Genomic DNA, 18441 nt, shown 5'->3' on the forward strand with positions numbered 1-18441 from the left:
CGGAATTGGTAGACGCGCTAGCTTCAGGTGTTAGTGCCCCCCGGGTGTGAGGGTTCGAGTCCCTCTCTTCGCACCATGATTCTGACATGTAAAAACAGAGCAATGCGCTCCAACCGCATTTAAAAACCAGCTGGAGAAAATCAGTGTGCGAAGGTGGCGGAATTGGTAGACGCGCTAGCTTCAGGTGTTAGTGTCCCACGGATGTGAGGGTTCGAGTCCCTCTCTTCGCACCATTCATTACGCAAAAGGCCCATCACGAAAGTGACGGGCCTTTTGTTTTTACCCCTTGTTATGGCTATGCTTTTGACGACTCCCCGCTCATCGTCATGCCAAGGAACGCATATGATACTGGATACCGACATTCACAACTTTTACGAACATCTGGTGCTCAAGGAGATTGAGAAGCAGGATCTGCAACAGAAGCTCACCGGCGACCAGATGGCCGATCTCTGCTGCCTGACCCTCAACCAGCTCCCTTCCCACTATATTCGCCACGATGTCGACATGATCTACTTCCTGACCGATGCCAAGCGCACCGAGATGGAGAAGCTGGTGGTCGAGTCGCTCAAGCTGGCACAGCAGAAGATCAAGCAGGCTCCCGTCAAAACCTCATAACCAGGGCTGCTGCCAGAGCAAGGTGGCGATACCGGTCAAGCCAGCGACTGGCAGCAAGATCAAGGCAGGCCGCAATCCGGGCTCCAGCATCACCCAGGCAGCCAGCAGAAAACCGGCACTCCAGGTGCCGTACTCTTTATCCTGACCCCATGCGAGTACGGCCATCGCCACCAGCAACATCATCCCCCGCAATATCCAGCGCATTGTTTTCTCCCCAACAAACAATTGATAATAATTATCATCTTCATCTATCAAGGATGCAAGTCGCGTCACAAGCAGGCTTCGTATGTGACCTATCATGTCAACAGGGCGCTCAAAAACGGGTTATGAGATCAACTAATTTGTGATTTTTTCAATCAAATGTGCATTTTTACCAATTTGATGGGGCTTTAACCCATCAGGTTTGTGGTAGATTGCGGCCTCTTTTTGGGTTGGCCCCTCGGGATACGTGTATCCACAGGACGAGAGGGACTGACTTTGGCGAGCAAGAGTTTAGGAAGTATCTATGCAAAACCAACAAAACCACATCCGACTACCGGGCATGGCGCAGGTGTTCATCTGTCTGGCCATTTTCCTGGCCCTGGCATTCTCGTTCACCAGCGTGCTCGATCTGCCGATCCAGCTGGCGCTGTTCATCGCCTGGTTCGTCATCATGGGGCTCGGCATCAAGCTCGGCCACGATTACAAATCCCTGGAGCAGGCGGCCGTTGACGGCGTCGCCAAGGGAATGGGGGCCATCCTGATCCTGGTCTCCGTCGGTGCCCTGGTCGGCACCTGGATTGCCGGCGGCATCGTCCCCAGCATCATCTACTTCGGCCTCAAGGTGATCCATCCGTCCATCTTCCTGCTGGCAACCCTGATCATCTGCTCCCTGACCTCGCTGGCTACCGGCACCTCCTGGGGCTCTGCCGCCACCGCCGGTATCGCCATGATGGGGATCGGCCACAGTCTCGGCGTGCCTGCGCCGCTGGTAGCCGGTGCCGTGCTCTCCGGCGTCTACTTCGGTGACAAGCTCTCCCCGCTCTCCGACTCTGTGGTGCTGGCCTCGACCATGTCCAACGTCGACGTGGTGGAGCATATCAAGGGGATGCTGCCCATCAGCCTGCTCTCCTATGTCATCACCGCCGTGCTGTTCACCGTGGTCGGCATGCAGTATTCGGGCAACGTCAGCCTGGAGCAGGTCAATCTGGTGATGGAGGCCCTCGACAACCAGTTCAACATCACCCCGCTGGCCATCGTGCCGGTGGTACTGGTGTTGGGCCTGTTGGCCAATCGCAAGCCCGCCTTCCCGGTGATCAGCTTCGGCGCCCTGCTGGGCCTGATCTGGGCCATCGCCTTCCAGGGCATGGATCCGGTCAAGGCAATGCACTCGGCTTATAGTCCGTTTGCCATCACCTCCGGCATCGACTTTATCGACAACATTCTCGGTCGCGGCGGCATGGAGTCTATGCTGGGCTCGGTCGCGGTCATCATCTTCGGCCTCGGGTTTGGCGGCCTGCTGGAGAAGGTCGGTATTCTGGAAGTGATCGCCAGCGCCTTCGAGAAGCGCATCAACAGCGTCGGCAGCCTGACCAGCCACACCATAGCCACCGCGTTTCTGGCCAACGTGTTTGGCTCGGCCATGTATGTGTCGCTGATCCTGACCCCCAAGATCATGGCCAAGAACTACGATCGGCTGGGACTGGCACGCAAGAACCTCTCTCGCAACGCCGAGTTTGGCGGCACCCTCACCTGCGGCATGGTGCCCTGGAGCGACAACGGCATCTTCATGGCCGGGGTACTGGGGGTCGCGACCCTCGACTACCTACCCTACATGTGGCTGAGCTTCACCTGCATCATTGTGACCATCACCCTCGCCTACATGGGCAAGGCAGTGAACCGGATCCCGCTGGTCGCGGCGGCAAGCTCCCGCTAAGCCATCCTGCAAACAACAAAGGCGCCATCAAGGCGCCTTTGTTGTTTTAGAGAAATGCTGTTTGATGGCGTTCACTGATCACCACAAACAAAAACAGCCCTCGTCGCCGAGAGCCGTTTCATCAGACCGATAACGCCGATCAGATGGAGAAGCTGGAGCCACAACCACAGGTCGTGGTGGCGTTGGGGTTGGTCACGGTGAAGCGTGAACCTTCCAGACCCTCGGTGTAATCCACACTGCCGCCTACCAGATATTGCAGGCTCATGGGATCGATCACCATGGTGACGCCGTTCTTCTCGACCACGGTATCCCCGTCGTTGATCTTCTCATCAAAGGTAAAGCCATACTGGAAACCGGAGCAGCCCCCACCCGTGATGTACACCCGCAGCTTCAGCTCGGGATTCTCTTCCTCGGTGATCAGGTTCTTCACCTTGTTGGCCGCCGCATCCGTCATCTGGATGGGCAGCGGGGCTTCTGCTACTGCACTCATTACTGACCTCACAACCATTAGATCCACAAACATGGAAACCGCGAAATTATCCAATACCCGACCATTCAGTTCAAGTATTCACCACGTTTAACCGGCAGCGGGAACCGGAGCAGGCGGCGCGGCGACCAGCGGCTTGATCACCTCGCCCCACTCAACCAGCAGCTCTTGTGCCGGTTGCCTGCCGTCCTTGTTGATGGTGACACGGATCCGATCCGGCACAAAGCCTTCCGGCAACTGCCAGTTCCCTTCCAGCAGTTGGAAATAACGCAGGGCATAGCGCCACTCGCTCACCTTCATCCCGAGATCTCGACCGGTTAGCGTCTTCGGCTTGTCAGCCAGACTCCCCTCGACCCGGATCTGCACCTGACCACGAAACAGCTCCCGCTTCTTGGCGGGCTGGGTCAGGGCGAGACGGTAGTGGTAACGACCAGGAATGCTGGTCTCCTGCAGGGTCAGGTTGTCGATAACCACCCCCACCTGTTCGCCGGTGGGTCGCATGATCCGCTCGAAAAAGGCCAGCTGGCGCTTGAGCTCCTGCACCTGCGCCTCCTGACTCTTCAGGGTGGTCTGCAACTGCTCGAAGGCCGCTTTCTGAGTCGCTAACCGGGTATCCTTCACCCCCAGCTCGGTCTTGAGCTGGCCGATGGCCTTGCCCTGACGATCCAGCGTCTCCTGTTGCACCACCAACAGACTGCTCTGGGCCAGCTCCTGACGGTTACCGACAAAGTAACCGATGAGCCCGCCAACGGCTAACACGACCAATAACTTCAATAGATTGGACATAGCCCCTCATCCCGTTATCACGCCATTTACGGCAGCGCCTCTCCCTTCACTATACCGCCCGGACCGGGGTCAAACGCGATAAAGGGAAAAATTAACTGGCCGTGGCGCTGCCATCACCCCGCTTTTGACGCGCGGCGAGCCGTAAAGTTCGCTCCAGGATCTGGGAATAGATGGGTCGGCCACCCAGCCACTGGGCAACCAGGGTCGCCCCGACCGTGGTGATCATCATCGGCAGGATCAGCTGATAGTTGTCGGTCATCTCGGTGACCAGCACGATACCGGTGATGGGGGCTCGCACGGTGGCAGCAAACAGCGCTCCCATCCCTGCGATGGCAAAGGCGCCAGGCTCGATGCCAAGCTCCGGAAATGCCGCATGAAACAGATGGCCGAACACCACGCCAAACAGGGTGCCGAGCGCCAAAGTCGGCGCAAACACCCCGCCCGGAGCGCCGGAGCAGAAGCAGATGAGGGTCGCGACCAGCCGCACCGAGAAGATGATGAACAGGGTCGCCATCGCATACTCATCCCCCATCAGATGAGGGATCAGCTCGGTGCCGCCGCCCGTCACCGAGGGGGCGAACAGCGACAACACACCAAAGGTCCCGGCGACCAGCATACCGATGGCCACGAAACGGTGGCGCCTGTTCTGATGCAGTGCCAGATAACCATCCTGACAGGCCAGTACCAGCTTGTTGAAAACAAAGCCGAGCACCCCGAAGGTGGCCCCCATAAAGAGGAACAGCCAGAGTGCCTTGAGGGCTGGCGCATCGTAGTGGGGCAAGGTGATCACCGCCCCCTGCCCTTTCATGTTCTGCAACATCAGGGTCGCCATGATGGCGGAGATCCCCACCGCCTTGATGGCCAGAAAGGAGTAGCGAAACTGCGGCCGCATCTCCTCCATCACAAACAGAATGCCCGCCAGCGGCGCATTGAAGGCAGCCGCCAGACCGCCTGCCGCACCGGCCGCCAGCAGAGCGTGGCCATGCTCCTTGGGCAGCCGGAAGATATCCGCCACCATCTTGCCGAGGTTGCCGCCGATCTGCACCGAGGGCCCCTCCCGCCCCAGCACCATGCCGGAGCTCAGGGTACAGATGCCGCCGAAGAATTTGACCGGCAATACCCGCCACCACCGTACCGGGCGCAGATCGTCCATCGCCCCCTCGATTTCGGGAATGCCGGAGCCCCCCGCTTCCGGGGCAAAGGTATGGGTGAGGAAGTAACCGACAAATCCCAACAAGGCGCTGAAGCCAAAGCCGAGCAGACCGAGCTGCCACCAGGGACGGTCGGCCAGCAAGGCGATGCGTTGTTCTGCCAGCCAGTGGACACCCGATTCGAACAGGCCGCACACCAGCCCGGCTAGGGTGCCGACCAGCGCTGCCAGCAGCAGCACCAACAAGGGCATCTTGTCTTGCCGGATAATGCGGGAAAGCGGCCCCCGCAAAGCGGTATCGGGTTCAGAGGAGAGAGCTTGTTGCGCCATCTTGTTACACCAACCTGGAAAAACCATATCGTCAGCTAGCTGAGATCAGGATCACCCGGCACGTTGCTCGGCTGCCCAGGGCTGGGGCTTTCTGCTATAGTCGGCCCGTTAAATTTTTGTCACGGGAGCAGACCGAGAGTCCGGGTGGCGAGAGCGCAAAGCATACTCCTCATGCCCCGGCCTGCCGAGTCTCAATCGGCTGCAATCCCTTGTGTGACGCCCAAAATCCCATTAAGGATGATCCATGTCAAAATCAGATCAGCTGTTTGAACAGGCCCGCCAGACCATTCCCGGTGGCGTCAACTCACCGGTCCGCGCCTTCAATGGGGTCGGCGGCACGCCCCGCTTCATCGATCATGCCGATGGCGCCTATCTCTATGATGTGGATGGTCAGGCCTACGTGGATTACATCGGCTCCTGGGGCCCCATGCTGCTCGGTCACAACCACCCTGCCATCAAGGCCGCCGTCATCAAGGCCGTTGAGAAGGGACTGAGCTACGGCGCGCCGACCGAGATCGAAGTGCTGATGGCCGAGAAAGTCCGCCAAATCGTCCCCTCCATGGAGCAGGTGCGGATGGTCAACTCCGGCACCGAAGCCACCATGAGCGCTATTCGTCTGGCCCGCGGCTACACCGGCCGCGACAAGATCGTCAAATTCGAGGGCTGCTACCACGGCCACGCCGACTCCCTGCTGGTCAAGGCCGGTTCCGGCGCCCTGACTCTGGGTCAACCCAACAGCCCGGGCGTACCGGCCGATTTCGCCAAGCACACCCTGACCTGCGTCTTCAACGACTTGGACTCTGTGCGCGAAGCCTTCGCCCAGTACGGCAGCGAGATCGCTTGTATCATCGTTGAACCGGTCGCAGGCAACATGAACTGCATCCCGCCGGTGCCCGGCTTCCTGGAAGGTCTGCGCGCCATCTGTGACGAGTTCGGCGCCCTGCTGATCCTGGACGAGGTGATGACCGGTTTTCGTGTCTCCCTGCGCGGTGCTCAGGGCTACTACAACATCGACCCGGATCTCACCACCCTTGGCAAGATCATCGGTGCCGGCATGCCGGTCGGCGCCTTCGGCGGCAAGAAGAAGGTGATGCAATACATTGCCCCGACCGGCCCCGTCTATCAGGCAGGTACCCTCTCCGGCAACCCGGTGGCCATGGCGGCCGGTCTGACCATGCTGGACTTGCTGCTGGAGCCGGGCCTCTATGAGCAACTGAGCGCCAAGACTGCACGGGTTGCAGAAGGGCTGAAAGCGGCCGCGGCCAAGCATGGCATTCCGCTCGCCATCAACTATGTGGGCGGCATGTTCGGCTTCTTCTTCACCGACGAACCAGAAATTACCCGCTACGAGCAGGTCACTCGCTGCGACATGGAACGCTTCAAGCGCTTCTACCACCTGATGCTGGAAGAGGGTGTCTATCTGGCACCGAGCGCCTACGAGGCGGGCTTCCTGTCGCTGGCTCACGGTGACAAGGAGATTGAACACACCCTGGCTGCTGCCGAGCGCAGCTTCGCCAAGCTGGCAGGCTAAATCGCCGCCGGTTGTCGCAAAGGGCCCGTCATGGGCCCTTTTCTATCGAAGTGCCTCCATCATCACGCAGGGCGGCAATACGCCCAGTTCTGGTGCATTCCCCCCTCGTCATCCGTCGCTTTGTCATCCTCTGGTGCAACTTGCCCCGCCATCCCTGTCATAAAGCAGGCCCACTATTTGCACATCCGCAACAGAGCCCACGTCACCGAGGTCCATATGGCAGAGATGAGTCCCATCGATGTGCTGCGGCGCTATCAGGAGTATCAGGAAGAGCTGACCCCGCTACTGCAGGGGCTGCTCAGCGCCCCCCTTGCCTCGCTCAAGCGGTATCCCTTTGTTGTCAGCATTGACCACTATCAGGGGCCTGTGTGCATCCAGCCTGCGACACCGGCGGCCCATAACCGGCTGCATCTTATCGTGCAGGGGCAAGGACGGGAGATCACCGTCTGTCTGAATCAGCTGATTGGCTGGTTGATGGGGGACAGGGATCGCCGCCGCGCCATGCCCTGGTTCAAGGCCGTCTATGTGGTCCTCAGCATGGCGCTGTTTCTCATCGTCGCGACGCTCATCTGGCACGGGCTGGAGCAGCTCTACCAGCTGTTGTGCGGCGAGCAGCAGAACCGGCTCGGCGCCTTTAGCGCCATCATCTTCCTGACGCTGGCACTGGCGGTATTCGATCTGGGCAAAACCATTCTGGAGGAGGAGGTGCTGCTGCATAAGGATATCTTCCGCCACAGCGCCATTCGTCGCACCATCACCCGCTTTATCGCCGCCATCCTGATCGCGGTCTCCATCGAGGGACTGTTGCTGCTATTCAAAGGGTCGCTCGGCCAGAGCGAGCTGCTCTGGCCTGCGATTGGGGTGATGGGGTGCGCGGTGGGATTGCTGCTGGCGCTCGGACTCTATGTCTTTCTCGGGGCCAAGGCCGAAGCGGCACTGGTGCAGGCTAGCCTGCGCTCTCCACCGCCAGTTGCACAGGGGCGCGACGCGCCGCCCGCCAGGAGGCGTACATGGTCCAGGAGGTATAGATGACGATAAAGGCAACCAGCCACTTCAGCATCTCCATATCCATGGATTTGACCAGCATGGCGGCCAGCACCACGCCGATGGGGCCGAAGATGGCCACCGCCAGCACGGCTTTGGCATCAAACGCCCCTTTGCGGATAAAGGTGCCCGCCGAGAAGACGCTGAGCACGGCGGTGGAGCCCATCATGATGGGAAACGCCGCCAGCGGATTCATCCCCAGCAGATAGACCAGCGTCATGCAGGGGGCAAACAGGCCGATGCCGACATTCATCAGCACCCCGAAGATGAAGTTGCCAAGCAGGGCGATCGCCAGCTTGTAGCCACTGAGCCCCATCGCATCCCCGCCAACGGGGAAAAGACCCAGCAGACCGGCAAAGATCAACCCGGCGACGACCAGCAGGGAGATTGCCATCACCAACCGGATGGTCTGCCGATCAAACGAGGCCACATGGCGAGCGCCCCAGGCTGCTCCAGCTGCGGCGGCAATCATCATGCTGATCAGCGTCAGTGGCTCGACCGCCACCGCCCCGATGAAGATCAGCGACTGGGTCACGGTCGGCAGCACGCACTGACCATTGAGGGTGCCCGGCAGTACCCGGTCATCGATCAACTTGAACTGCTTGTAGCAGGCGGTCTTTACCGCAAAGCTGCCCACTCCCAGGGTATCGAGGAAGTTGGCAACCCCACCGATCAACGCCACCGGCCAGAAGGGAGTGGATTCGAGCGTACCGTTGCATCTCTTCTGCCAGCAGGCCTGCACCAGCATAAAGACAAATGCCAAGCCACCGGCTATAAAAATAATCCGCAAAATATCAACTAACATATGGGTTTCTCCTGCACCGGGCGGCGATTCTAAGGCAGGGCGCAGAAAAAGTCTTGGCTGTAATTAAGCAAGCTTCGCAGCCAGCCAAGAGGAGTTGAAACTTTTCCAGATGGAAGTCGAACGACTCTGCTAATACTTGTTACTGAGGCCAACAGGCCGGGTCCTGAGCACGTTGTTATGGTCCTTTCGCGACGACCACCTGTGCCAAGGGACATAATGAAAAAGAGGGCCGGTAGTGATACCGACCCTCTTTCTGTATCTGGCTGAGGCGCAAGCCCCCGACCATGACAACCGCTTATTGAATGCTCTTGCCGGCGCGCACGTCCTTGATAAACCCCTTCAGGCTGGCCAGATCGCGGGGCGCACCGCGCAGGATCTGATCACCGATGATGAAGGCGGGGGTACCTGAGATACCGAGCGCTTCAGCCAGCGCACGGTTGGTGCCGAGGTTCTGGTCAATGCTGCCATCCTTGATCCTGGCTTCCACCTTGCTCCAGTCAACACCGGCCGCCAGCGCCAGCTGCTTGACCTGCGCTTCATCAGAGAGCGGGCCCTGATGGGTATAGAGCTTCTCGTGGAACGCCTGGTACTTGTCAGGCTGACCCAGCTGGACCGCCAACGCAGCACGAGCTGCGAAGTAGGAGGACTCGCTCAGAATGGGGAACTGCTTGTAGATGTAACGGATGTCTTTATCTTCCGCCATCAGCTGCTTGACCAGCGGATGGGCACGCTTGCAGTAACCGCAGTTGTAATCGAAAAACTCCACAATGGTCAGCGATGCCTTCGGATTTCCCATCTCTGGGTCCTGATTGGCATAAAGCTGCTTGGAGTGAGCCTTGATCAGCGACTTGTCACTCTCGGCCTGCTGGCTCTCCTGCTTGGCACGCAGGGCATTGGACATCTCGACCAGGATCTCGGGATTCTTGACCAGATAGTCGCGAACGATTTGCTCGACATCGCTTTTGGTCAGCTCGCTTGCATGTATCGGTGTCGCCAACAGGGTCACGCCAGCCAGCGCGCAAAACAGGGCATTTTTAATAGTCATAACGTTATCTTGCAGAGGATATGATAGAGGGCACTATAGTGGTTGAGTCTGTTTTCAAGTCAAGTTATCTGGCCAAAAAAGCGCTTGATGCGCCCTGATTGCCACTTTTTCATATCATTTCGCGCAATTAACCAGCAATCGAACCGAGCAGGGATTTACAAGCCGGATCAGCATGGTAATATTCGCCGCACTGCTGCGGAGGGGTGGCAGAGCGGCTGAATGCACCGGTCTTGAAAACCGGCGATGGGCGACCATCCGTGGGTTCAAATCCCACCTCCTCCGCCATATATATAGCCCAACTGATTGATTCGGTTGGGCTTTTTTGTATCTGAGATTTTTGGTATGCCAGTGAGTATGCCATTAGGTGTTGGCTGTCCTGCTCCTCGATAGCATTTCTTTGGACAGGTCATCGTCGTTACTCCTTTCAGTTTAACCAAAGCAAGAGAGGGCCAATGGCCCTCTCTTGCTATCTATTGTGTTGGTCAGTGCAAACAGCACTGCTTGTACTTCTTGCCGCTGCCACAGGGGCACGGCTCGTTGCGGCCAATCTTGATGGGTGCCACCACTGGTTGAGAACGTGCCGGGCGTTCACTTCGTTGCGCCAGAAAGTGGGCATGCAGGATACGAGCGGCAAAGCGGGCTTTAGTGGCTTGTTCTTGCAGGTGTTCATTGCTGAGCGCTTCGAGCGATGTAGGCATCTTCTCCAGCGGTTCACTGATCATCGCCAGTGCAGCAGCTTCAGGTGCGGGCAGAGCGGGCCATGGTGCCAATTCAATCGCCCCTAGGTAACCCCCACACCAGTCATGGATCAGAGGGACCCACTCTCCGTGTCGTTCAAACTCCGGTGCCACCGGGAAATAGTCTTCTGCCGCATAGGTCAGAGTGGTCGCAATGTCGTTGCTGTGGCGCATCACCAGGTCGATAAAACGTTCCAGTTCGGCTTCGCTTTGCCACTCGGGTTGATCCTGCTCACCACCCCAGATCGCGTGGAGCCAGGTGCTCGGCATAATGAGATGGGGGCCAGAGACCACCGCCGTCAAAAAGCCATCGAGCATCGACATCGAGGCAATGCTGTTATCACTGCCGTAGCGCTCAAGCAGCGCCTCCAGCTCATCAAACTCTTCATCACTCAAGATTTCAAAAGGTTGCATTACATCCCCACCATTCTCTGTGCGCTTTGCATCCAGGATGCCTTGAATGCCGGATCATTAGCGAACAGCTTATAAAGCTCCAGCTCATCTTTTCTTCGTGCCAGCATGACTTCTCTCATGATCTTCTCGAAGGCCAGCTCGCGGTTAATTGGATCAGTATTATTTTGATATTTTGATTCAAAGTCCGGGTGCTTCTTCACGCTATCGAGGATATTCACGAACTTCACTCGCTGCTCTTCCGGTGTCGAGCTCCAGCCCTGGAACCACTTCTCGTTAAAGCTCTTGATGATCTCATCCAGCGGGTCGGTCTCTTTCTCCGTGCCGTGGGCACCGCGTGGATTGGGGTTTTGTGGCTCCAGCTCAGATTCTTCGTCGTCCAGGGTGATCGCATGGTTGAGCTTCACGCGCTGCAGGCCGTAGGAGGAGAGATCCACTGACTCGAGCAACTCATCAAGCAGGTCGGCATCCGGGTCCTGTACTTTGAGTTTGGAGATCAGGAACTTGAGGAACCAGAACAGCTTCTCCTAGGTCAGCATGTCGTAAGGCATGATGGCGGCCATCTGACCGTAGATCTTCACGAACTGCTTGGCCTTGATCTTGATATCGGCCTTCTCTTCGTTACTCAGTTCCAGCTCATGGTTGAAGCGGTCTGCGGCCACATCGATGATGGCGCTGAGCAGTTGAGCATCTTCGTTATTGAAGTAGCGGGCAACAAACTCCTCAACCTCGAACCATTCATAAACACCGGTATCGTCCAGCGCATCTTTGAGCTCATGCAGCACATTGATGTCAGTGGCACCAGAGAGTGAAGTCGCGGTGTAGAAGGGTGCGTATTCCGGCGAAGTTGAACAGCCATTCCGGCCAACGTGAACACCCTGATCCTTAACGCGCTCACGTCATCCCGTTTCTAACTCAAGTGTTCAGATTGGGTCAACTCACTTCTCCTCTTTCTCATCGATTCTCCCTTCAGTGACAGCCGGTGAGCGTTGTGCATCAGCCGGTCCAGGATCGCATCTGCCAGGGTGTTGTCCCCCAGGCTCGCGTACCACTCTTCCGTTGGCAGCTGACTGACTGACCACTACCGTCGAGTATTTCCCGTACCGATCATCCATGATCTCCAGCAGGGTGTTGCGCTGCTCGGCATTCACTGCTTCCAGTCCCCAGTCATCGAGGATCAGCAGCTCTACATCAAACACAAAGGAGCGAAGCAGTGCAAAGAAAGGGCAGCTGTCCATGGTAACGCTCCATTTCTGAATACTTGAAATAAGTATAGAGATGCCACCAATACGCTTCGGGAACAGCGCCATGAACGAAGCAGCCGCAGGCTGCTTCGTTTTCAGTTAACTGCCTAAAAAATCAGCGACGCTGCTTTTGATAACCGCTTACTGCTAATGCGACATAGTCCTTGCATGATTTTGATTAAACTGGCAGGTTTAGAACATGAATCAATATTCACCGCAATAGCATCGGATATAGTTGTGATTCAGACCGTCTACGGTGTGGTAGTGAGACAAGATGCTCAAGAAGGTAAGTGATCCAGAATCTTGTTGCAGAACTGCAAGTATCTGCCTTTATCGAAACACGGCTCGAATCCGAAACCAAACTGTTTGGTACTGCCAAAGGTTAGAACCGCAACCGGTCAAAGGTGCAGCTGCGGATCAGTACTAGGCAAACACGCAATTTGAATCTGAAAGTTCTCAAGTGGGACAGGCGCTTCAACATCTCCTCACAGCAGCAACCACAGGAGGATTTGATGACCCAGCAGGCCGAAAGCAGTGAGCAGATGGAGCAATCCCTGATCGACATCGCTGTCGAGAGTTGGCGTTTCTCGCGTCTGTTCGGAAAGGTCGTCAGCAAACTCGATGCGGGTGAGTCGGGTCGTTACGTCAATCAGCTCCGCTACTTCCAGAAGAAGGTCGAGGAGAGCCTCGACTCGAGTGGCCTCAAGCTGGTCAACGTCGAGGGGCAGCCCTACGACGCTGGCATGGCGGCATCGGCATTGAACCTCGGGGACTTCGGCCCTGACGACGTGTTGCTCGTCGATCAGATGGTGGAGCCAATCATCATGGGGCCGAACGGCCTGCGCAAACAAGGCACGGTAATGCTCAGGAAGGTGGAAGCATGAAGTACGTCGGTATCGACCTAGGCACGACCAACAGTGCCATCTGCTCCTTCGACGGCGAGTCGATCCGGCTCTACAAGAGTCCAGAACAGCACGACGTCACGCCGTCGGCCATCTTCATCGACCGGCGCGGCAACAAGTACGTCGGTTCGCGCGCCTACAACAATGCCGCCCGCAATCCAGACAATGCGGCGGTGCTGTTCAAGCGGCTCATGGGTACGAGCACGCCGGTCAAGCTGCCGGCGGTGAACCTCACCATGACACCAGAGGAATGTTCTGCCGAGGTGCTGCGTGCGCTGTACGGCTACCTGCCGGAAGAGATCCGGGGCGATGGCGACACCGGCACTGTCATTACGGTTCCAGCCGCGTTCAACCAGATGCAGAAGGACTCGACGATGGCTGCCGCTGATGCGGCTGGGCTCGGGCGAGTGGCCTTGATGCAAGAACCTGTGGCCGCCGTGATGAGCGTCATGCGGCAGCGAAAGAATGACGGCGTGTTTGTCGTTTATGACCTCGGCGGTGGAACGCTCGACATCGCAATTGCAGAGAGTATTTCCGGTCGCGTCACACTTCTCGCGCACGGTGGTATCGCCATGTGCGGCGGCCGCGACTTCGATCGGATTCTGTTCGACAACATCGTGAAGCCGTGGCTGCTGGAAAACTTTGATCTTCCGGAAGACTTGACGACCAACCCACAGTTCAAGTCTCTCCTGCGTATGGCCACATGGGCGACAGAGAAGGCAAAGATCGAGTTGTCGCAGAAGGAAGAAGCCGTTGTCAGTCTGCCCGAGACCGAACTCGGTGTCCGCGATCAGTCTGGTGAGGAGATCTATATCGATATCACCATTGATCGCAAACGATACGACGGTCTGATCGGGCCGAAGGTGGAAGAGTCCATCGTGTCCGCCCGCGAAACCCTCGAAAAGGCTGGATTGAGCCCACACGACGTCGAGCGTGTTGTCTTTGTGGGAGGCCCAACCCACTACAAGCCTTTGCGTGACAAGGTGGCCTTCGAGCTCGGTATCGCGCCGTCCACCGATGTGAATCCAATGACCGCCGTTGCGGAAGGCGCAGCGGTCTTCGCCGAGTCCATCGATTGGGCGTCGCAAAGCCGTGGACGTAAGAGCGCCCGAGGAGCCATCAGCGCCGGTGGCGCGCTTGATCTGTCGTTCAACTACATCGCGCGCACGCCGGACTCGAAGGCAAAGATCGTCGCCAAACTGGGAAGTTCTGCTCCGGCCGGAGTCGAGTTTCAGATCGACAGTCTGGACACCGGGTGGTCCTCCGGACGCATCGCACTGAAGGATGGCGCAGGTATCGAACTCAACCTGACCAAGCCTGGCGATAACACCTTCAAGGTGTTCGTGTTCGATTCCAACGGTGGGCCCGTGTCACTGCGCGAAGACAAGATTGTCATTGCACGCACCGCCGCTAGCATCGATGCAATCCCGGCATCGCATTCCGTCGGCGTGGAAGCGCGCGACAAGGTGGGCGGTCGCTTGAGCTTGGATTATCTCGTTCGTGAGGGCGATCAGCTGCCCAAGAAAGGCAAGAAGACCTTCAAGGCAGGCGAGTCTCTCAAGGCTGGAAGTGCCGGGTCGATCAAGTTCAAGTTGTGGGAGGGCGATATCTCCGACCCCATCAACGACAACCGCTTCATCGGCATGTTCGAGATCAAGGGAACGGATTTCGACGACGGCGTCATTGCCGCCGGTGCCGAGCTGATTTGCGAGTACGAAGTGCTCGACTCCGGCAACATCGTTCTGGAGGTTTCAGTCCCTTCAATCAGCGGTTCGTTCCAGAGCGGGCGTAACTTCTACTCGAGCCAGGAAGGCAAGGTCGACTACACCAACCAAGCGAAGAACATCCAGGAACAGTCGGACCACACCTTGCAGCGGCTCGACGAGATGGCGTCCAAGGTCGATGACCCACGTCTTGAGCAGGCCCGCGAGAAGCTTGAGCAAGCGAGCACCATCAAAGCTGACGAGGCCGACCCCGAGACGGCCAAGCAGGCGATGGATCACGTCCAGGAGGCCAAGCGGCTGCTGGCGCTGACCCGCAAGGAGCATCTGAAGGACATTCGCCAGCTGGAACTGGACAAGGCAGTCGATTTCTTCGACAAGGTCGTGCGCCAGCATGCCAGACCCACCGAAGCCTCGTCTTTCGACAACTTGGTCAAGACGGCGCAGCGCGCGATTGACAACAACAGTGGCGACTTCGAGTCGCACCTGGATGATCTGCGCGGTCGCAACTTCATGATCCTGTGGCGTCAGGACTGGTTCGTCATCGAGCGCTTCAAGTGGCTGGCCGAGGATACCTACCTCTTCCCAGATGCCCGCGAGCATGCCCAGCTGGTGGCTGCGGGAGCGGAGGCGTTGAAGGCCAATGACATCGACAAGCTTCGTGCTGTAGTAGCCCATCTCGACTCCATCCGCATCGGTTCTGCGGGTGAGGACGACATGCTTGCTGGCGCGAACATCGTGCGGAGTTGACCCATGGCACTCGATGCGTGGCTTCCCATCGGTTTCAAGTTGCCCGACGGTGCGAAGGCGCGCGTCGCCCTGTTTGAAGGGGCGGACTGGCAGATTCTTGAGACCCAGGGTGGTGGGCGGGCGCTCGTTGTACGCGAGGCGCTGGCTCAGCATTGGGTAGATGCCGGGCTGATCGATGATGAGACCTTCAACGTCTTCCAGTTCGGCGATCAGCAGCTTCGGTCCATCTCGTGTGGTCCGAGCCAGACGCTGTGCCCGGTCAGCGAGGCGAGATCACCCGATACCAAGGCTGAGGCGCTCGCCTTTGCTCTTGCATTGAAGGCAACACGCGATATCGATGCGGATTCGGCGCTCCAGGATGCGCTCTACGTTGAGAAGATCACGCGGCTGCTGCCAACCTACAGCATCAGCTCCAGAACTGGCGATGATGTCGTGCTCGGCTACTGGCTGACGGGCGGCACCAGCATTCCGGCCACGTCCTTCCGCCGTCTCCGCCAGACCATGAGCTGGCTGGGCGCGAGCCACCTTAAGGATGTCGTGCAGGCGGCGGGCTTCGACGTCGCGGAAATCATCCCGTTGGAGCGCAAGCCAGCGGCTCCTGCCAAAAAAACGGAGGCTGCTCCTGCCGAGAAAGTGGAGGAAGTCGAACGCGCCGAGCCGGAGCCCAACAAGGTCTTCGAACTCGCCGGGCGTCCCGAACTGGCGACCTTCTTCAACGAGCACATCGTCGACATCATTCTGCACCGCGACCGCTACAAAGCGCTCGGTATTGAATTCCCATCAGCCGTGATCCTGTACGGCCCTCCAGGTACCGGCAAGACCTTCGCGGTCGAGCGACTGGTTGATTTCCTCGGCTGGCCGAGCTTCCAGATCGACGCATCCAGCGTGGCCAGCCCTTACATCCACGAGACCAGCAAGAAGGTCGCACAGGTGTTCGACAAGGCGATGGAAAACGCGCCATCAGTTCTCGTGATCGACGAGATGGAGGCGTTTCTTGCTGACCGCGAAATGGGATCGGGCCATCACCGCGTCGAAGAGGTGGCCGAGTTCCTGCGGCGTATCCCGGAGGCCGTGAAGAACGAGGTACTGATCATCGCGATGACGAACCGGATCGACATGATCGACCCCGCCATCCAGCGCCGGGGACGCTTCGATCACGTCATCAAGGTGGACTTTGCAAGCGAGATCGAGGTGCAGTCGCTCCTGGACAAGCTGTTGTCTGCTTTGCCAAAGGAGTCGGATGTGGACTCCAAGCCGCTGGCGCAAGATCTCGCTGGAAGACCGTTGTCTGACGTCGCTTTCGTTGTGCGGGAAGGTGCAAGGCTCGCAGTACGCTCGGGCAAGGACAGGCTGGACCAGGCCAGCCTGCTGGCTGCCTTGCGCACGACACCTGCACGGGAACGTGAAGGCAGCGAAAAGCGGAGCATAGGATTTATCTAAGGGAGATACTGGTGGCAGCGGAGGAAGAAAACAACAAGAAAAATGAAGGCAAAGGCTTCGCTGGCCTTTCCTCGCTCGTGTCCGACGTAGACACGACACCGCCGCCCCCTGCGCCTAAGACGGAATCAGCCGGCTCTACGACGTCCACCGGACGCCCAGCCGCGCAGACTGCTCAACCGCAACCGCAGCAGCCGACTCAGCGTCAGACGTATCAAGAGCCTCCGCAACCGTCGTCTGGCTCGTCTGGCGGCAAGTGGTTGCTGGGCATAGCTGCCGTCGTTGGCCTGCTTTGGCTCATCGGCCAGTCCAACAAGCCTACAAGTTCACCGGCTACAGCCTACTCACCGCCCGCGCAGAGTGCAGCGCCGAGCTATTCGCCGCCTGCTCAACCGCAAGCCCCCTCCGTGCCACAAGAGTCAAAGCCGCCAGTTGGCCAGGACTTGGTATTTTCAATGGCTCAGATTCGGTATTGCCTAGCCGAAGATATCCGCATAGAGGGCGCGAAGGCCGCCCTCAACAACTACAGCGACTCCGATGTCGATCGGTTCAACGCCATGGTGGCTGACTACAACAGCCGTTGCAGCTCATTTAAGTATCAGACTAACAATCGAGGGCGCAATGATTTGAATAGTGCCCAACGAGACATTGAGCCGTACCGGAGCCAACTTCAGGCAGAAGGCAGGCGCCGATTCACTCGCCGCCCATCCACGGGTTCCCTGTCGGCACCAGCACAAGCGCGTCCTGCTGCGGATGAGACGGTACGTGCCGTTCAGCAGAAGCTCAATGAGCTTGGCTACAGCGCCGGCCTCGCCGATGGGCTGATGGGAAGGGGCACTCGTGCCGCCATCATCGCTTTTCAGCAAGACAGAGGTTTGGCCGCCACGGGTGCCGCAGATCAAGCGTTGCTTCTCCAGCTTCAGCAAGCTCCTAGCCGCTCGTCACGCCCACAGCCAGATAGCCGTCCAGCCACCACATCTGTGCAGTTGTCAGCTGCAGAATCTGCATCGCTAGAAGCGGCATGCTCGACTGACAAATATGTGAATGGGCCGGCTGCTTATCGTGCATGTGTTGAAAGGCAGAAGGCAGCTTTGGCCGCAGGTGTAAGACGACCGAATTTAAGCGCCCTGTCCTCCGCCGAGCAGCAATCTATTGAGGCGGCATGCTCTACAGACAAGTACGTCAACGGACCTGCTGCTTATAACGAGTGCCTAGCGAATCAACTTGCAGCAATGTCCGGTCAGGGAGCTAGACGTCCTGATTTGTCCCGACTCTCATCCTCTGAGAGGCAATCGATTGAAGCTGCGTGCTCAACGGATAAGTACGTCAACGGACCAGCGGCTTACAACAGATGCCTCAACAATCAACTCGTGGCGTTGGAACGACAGGGTGGGCGACCAGATTTGTCAAGACTTTCAACTACGGAGAGAAATTCAATCGAGGCCGCCTGCTCAACAGATAAGTATGTCAATGGTCCGGCCGCGTACAACCGCTGTCTGTCTCAGCAGTTGGCAAGACTACGTAATTAGCG

At 58.1% G+C, this 18441-nt stretch carries 17 protein-coding genes, 2 tRNA genes and 1 pseudogene; 10 read left to right on the top strand and 10 right to left on the bottom strand.

All coding sequences use genetic code 11. From position 1 onward, the window contains the following. Window positions 1-147: 147 nt before the first annotated feature. A tRNA-Leu gene (locus OKC27_RS15690) sits at window positions 148-233 on the top strand. 109 nt (window positions 234-342) lie between these two features. Continuing rightward, entirely contained in the window at window positions 343-615 is a 273-nt protein-coding gene (locus OKC27_RS15695; RefSeq protein ID WP_075113841.1) for a late competence development ComFB family protein, read from the top strand. Here OKC27_RS15695 and OKC27_RS15700 read toward each other — a convergent pair. Next, complete coding sequence (locus OKC27_RS15700; RefSeq protein ID WP_139707380.1) at window positions 610-819, bottom strand: hypothetical protein; 210 nt, start codon at window positions 817-819, stop codon at window positions 610-612. The two genes, OKC27_RS15695 and OKC27_RS15700, sit on opposite strands and share 6 nt — an antisense overlap. Before the next feature lie 301 nt (window positions 820-1120). Here OKC27_RS15700 and nhaC point away from each other — a divergent pair, with 301 nt between their 5' ends. Continuing rightward, complete coding sequence (nhaC, locus tag OKC27_RS15705; protein WP_042060692.1) at window positions 1121-2530, top strand: Na+/H+ antiporter NhaC; 1410 nt, start codon at window positions 1121-1123, stop codon at window positions 2528-2530. A gap of 139 nt (window positions 2531-2669) precedes the next feature. On the opposite strand, the gene erpA is transcribed toward nhaC, so the two are convergent. From erpA to clcA, 3 genes are all read right to left on the bottom strand, one after another. Continuing rightward, entirely contained in the window at window positions 2670-3020 is a 351-nt protein-coding gene (gene erpA, locus OKC27_RS15710; RefSeq protein WP_005340225.1) for an iron-sulfur cluster insertion protein ErpA, read from the bottom strand. Between the two features lie 87 nt (window positions 3021-3107). Further along, window positions 3108-3803 carry a DUF6776 family protein gene (locus OKC27_RS15715; protein ID WP_005340216.1) on the bottom strand — a complete coding sequence of 232 codons (696 nt, stop codon included), beginning with the start codon at window positions 3801-3803 and terminating at the stop codon, window positions 3108-3110. Between the two features lie 91 nt (window positions 3804-3894). Continuing rightward, window positions 3895-5283 (bottom strand): H(+)/Cl(-) exchange transporter ClcA, encoded by a 1389-nt coding sequence (gene clcA, locus OKC27_RS15720; RefSeq protein ID WP_182938710.1) that lies wholly within the window; start codon window positions 5281-5283, stop codon window positions 3895-3897. Between the two features lie 244 nt (window positions 5284-5527). Here clcA and hemL point away from each other — a divergent pair, with 244 nt between their 5' ends. Beyond that, window positions 5528-6814, top strand: a complete 1287-nt coding sequence (gene hemL, locus OKC27_RS15725) for a glutamate-1-semialdehyde 2,1-aminomutase (protein ID WP_182933411.1) — start codon at window positions 5528-5530, stop codon at window positions 6812-6814. A gap of 216 nt (window positions 6815-7030) precedes the next feature. Beyond that, on the top strand, window positions 7031-7846 hold the full coding sequence (locus OKC27_RS15730; protein WP_182938709.1) for a hypothetical protein: 816 nt from the start codon (window positions 7031-7033) through the stop codon (window positions 7844-7846). Here the strand turns inward: OKC27_RS15730 and OKC27_RS15735 are convergent. Together OKC27_RS15735 and OKC27_RS15740 are read right to left on the bottom strand one after the other, a co-directional pair. Then, window positions 7761-8663, bottom strand: a complete 903-nt coding sequence (locus OKC27_RS15735) for a sulfite exporter TauE/SafE family protein (protein WP_182938708.1) — start codon at window positions 8661-8663, stop codon at window positions 7761-7763. The two genes, OKC27_RS15730 and OKC27_RS15735, sit on opposite strands and share 86 nt — an antisense overlap. A gap of 295 nt (window positions 8664-8958) precedes the next feature. After that, window positions 8959-9708: a DsbA family protein gene (locus OKC27_RS15740; RefSeq protein ID WP_270806445.1), complete on the bottom strand. Its 750-nt coding sequence runs from the start codon at window positions 9706-9708 to the stop codon at window positions 8959-8961. Window positions 9709-9905: 197 nt separating this feature from the next. Between OKC27_RS15740 and OKC27_RS15745 the strand changes: the two genes are divergently transcribed. Continuing rightward, window positions 9906-9993 (top strand) — tRNA-Ser (locus tag OKC27_RS15745). A gap of 197 nt (window positions 9994-10190) precedes the next feature. On the opposite strand, the gene OKC27_RS15750 is transcribed toward OKC27_RS15745, so the two are convergent. The 4 genes and pseudogenes from OKC27_RS15750 to OKC27_RS15765 all read right to left on the bottom strand — a co-directional run. Further along, window positions 10191-10859 (bottom strand): UPF0149 family protein, encoded by a 669-nt coding sequence (locus OKC27_RS15750; protein WP_021140873.1) that lies wholly within the window; start codon window positions 10857-10859, stop codon window positions 10191-10193. Next, on the bottom strand, window positions 10859-11293 hold the full coding sequence (locus OKC27_RS15755; RefSeq protein ID WP_234915406.1) for a hypothetical protein: 435 nt from the start codon (window positions 11291-11293) through the stop codon (window positions 10859-10861). Before OKC27_RS15755 ends, OKC27_RS15750 begins: the two co-directional genes overlap by 1 nt. Before the next feature lie 90 nt (window positions 11294-11383). Further along, entirely contained in the window at window positions 11384-11641 is a 258-nt protein-coding gene (locus tag OKC27_RS15760) for a hypothetical protein (RefSeq protein WP_234915405.1), read from the bottom strand. Between the two features lie 125 nt (window positions 11642-11766). Continuing rightward, window positions 11767-12046, bottom strand: a pseudogene (locus OKC27_RS15765) (ATP-binding protein); the annotation flags it as partial. 566 nt (window positions 12047-12612) lie between these two features. On the opposite strand from OKC27_RS15765, the gene OKC27_RS15770 reads away from it, so the two are divergent. The 4 genes from OKC27_RS15770 to OKC27_RS15785 are packed head-to-tail and all read left to right on the top strand — an operon-like array spanning window position 12613 to window position 18439. Further along, complete coding sequence (locus OKC27_RS15770; RefSeq protein ID WP_042047760.1) at window positions 12613-12984, top strand: hypothetical protein; 372 nt, start codon at window positions 12613-12615, stop codon at window positions 12982-12984. Continuing rightward, window positions 12981-15473: an Hsp70 family protein gene (locus OKC27_RS15775; protein WP_134696664.1), complete on the top strand. Its 2493-nt coding sequence runs from the start codon at window positions 12981-12983 to the stop codon at window positions 15471-15473. The genes OKC27_RS15770 and OKC27_RS15775 overlap by 4 nt, the downstream gene beginning before the upstream one ends. 3 nt (window positions 15474-15476) lie before the next feature. Continuing rightward, window positions 15477-16913, top strand: coding sequence for an ATP-binding protein (locus OKC27_RS15780; protein ID WP_134696666.1), 1437 nt, complete (start codon window positions 15477-15479; stop codon window positions 16911-16913). Window positions 16914-16924: 11 nt separating this feature from the next. Beyond that, window positions 16925-18439 carry a peptidoglycan-binding domain-containing protein gene (locus OKC27_RS15785; protein WP_199415345.1) on the top strand — a complete coding sequence of 505 codons (1515 nt, stop codon included), beginning with the start codon at window positions 16925-16927 and terminating at the stop codon, window positions 18437-18439. Window positions 18440-18441 lie beyond the last annotated feature (2 nt).

This window comes from Aeromonas sp. QDB62 (assembly GCF_027705695.1).
In the GTDB taxonomy this organism is placed as follows: Bacteria; Pseudomonadota; Gammaproteobacteria; order Enterobacterales; family Aeromonadaceae; genus Aeromonas; species Aeromonas allosaccharophila.